Source organism: Bacillus sp. RC252 (assembly GCF_044909215.1).
GTDB classification, from domain to species: domain Bacteria; phylum Bacillota; class Bacilli; order Bacillales; family Bacillaceae_G; genus Bacillus_A; species Bacillus_A mycoides.
Genome location: NZ_JBIYDV010000052.1, coordinates 1 through 1,629, shown reverse-complemented (window position 1 = coordinate 1,629; position 1,629 = coordinate 1). Strand labels below are relative to the sequence as shown.

Below are 1,629 nucleotides of genomic sequence, written 5' to 3'. Positions count from 1 at the left end.
TTGCGACTCCCTTATGTTAACATTTTCATATTTCAATGTCAACCAAGTTTTTTTATTTCTTTTGTCGCTTTCTGCGTTGTTGCTATCGGCGACTTTTCCTATATTACACCTCTATAAGCTAATCGTCAACACCTTTTATTCAATTAATAATAAAAATAATTCCAAAGGTATTTTCTATATTAATTTCAGTCATTCAATTTCTCCATTTCAATGAAAATAATAAACAAGGACATCCCATTACATACAAAACGCCCTTTTGATTACACATTATATACATGCACTCTTTAAACTCTTGAAACTCTTGAACTCCCCCTTTCTATTTAAACTATCGTCCTACTGATTCCTTGAGGTGGGAGTTTTCTGTCGGGAATTGATAAATAGATCAATTAATTTACTTTTATCCGCCCATACCACTCCAAATAAGACTAAGCCGCCGCCTATTACTATTCTCCACGTTAAAGATTCATTTAATAGAACAATTGAAGCAACAATACTTATTAGCGGTAATGCATTTAAATATAATCCACTTACTGATGCTGAAACTCTCTCTAGTGCTTTATTCCAAAACCAATATGCTAAAATTGTTGCTCCAATAACAAGATACATTACACTAAGTCCAGTCTTCCAGGTTTCAATCTTTGGGAAACCGTAATAAAAAGTTTCTACCATTGCAAATGGTAATAAAATAACCGATCCAATAATTAAAGTTAATGTTGTAAAAACCTTGTTTGATAGATACCGTTCCTGTTTCGGTTGTTTTAACAATACTGTATAAAAAGCAAATAAGAAGGTGCTTAATAAAATAAGGATATCTCCTATTAAAGATACCTCTTGATCAGCATTGTTAGATGAAATTGTTATAAGAAGTACCCCTATAGCCCCCAATATAATACCAATCCAATAATTCGGCTGAATTTTCTCTTTCAAAAAGAAAGCTGAAAAAAGAATTGTAACTAACGGCAATGCAGCATCAATGATACTAACATGTAATCCACTTGTTAAAGAAATCCCGTAGGATGTGAACATAAAATACCCAGCTACACCAGTAAAAGATAGCAAACTCATTCTTCTCCATGGAATATGTTTATGTACGATTGCTTTTTGAAGTTGGCCATATGAAAAAAGCATACAAATCCCCCCTGCGAGGAAAAGACGAATAAATAACAAAGTAAATGGTTGAATAGATTCTAATGCCCATTTCGTTGGCGCAATTGCCGTCCCCCATAATATAACAGCCACTAATAACATCCATATTTCTTTCATAATCCCCCACACCCATCAAAAAGTATATGTTAACTACCTTAATTATAGATTTTTTCTTAAGTAAAATCCTTTAAAACCACAAAAAGGTTATGCGAAAAATAGCCATCCAGCCATTTTTCGCATAACCTTTTCATATTAAATCAAAAACATCATTGTTCATTCGACAACTAAATCAACATAAAAAGGTAATCCTTACCTTCAATTTATATTTAAACGTATTACTTTATAACCTTCTTATCACTTTAATATCCAAATTTTATTTTATACCGTTTCTATTTCATTCTTTTTTCGTCTTTAGGATTATTAAATTTACAGATTCTAACCTTCGGTAAATAAAAATAAACACAAAAAAACCTAAGTCGAAAC

The 1,629-nt window shown here is 31.6% G+C and carries 1 protein-coding gene; it reads right to left on the bottom strand.

The window, feature by feature from the left end:
* Positions 1–333: 333 nt before the first annotated feature.
* Entirely contained in the window at positions 334–1,263 is a 930-nt protein-coding gene (locus ABH960_RS29480; protein ID WP_404449981.1) for a DMT family transporter, read from the bottom strand.
* Positions 1,264–1,629: the final 366 nt, after the last annotated feature.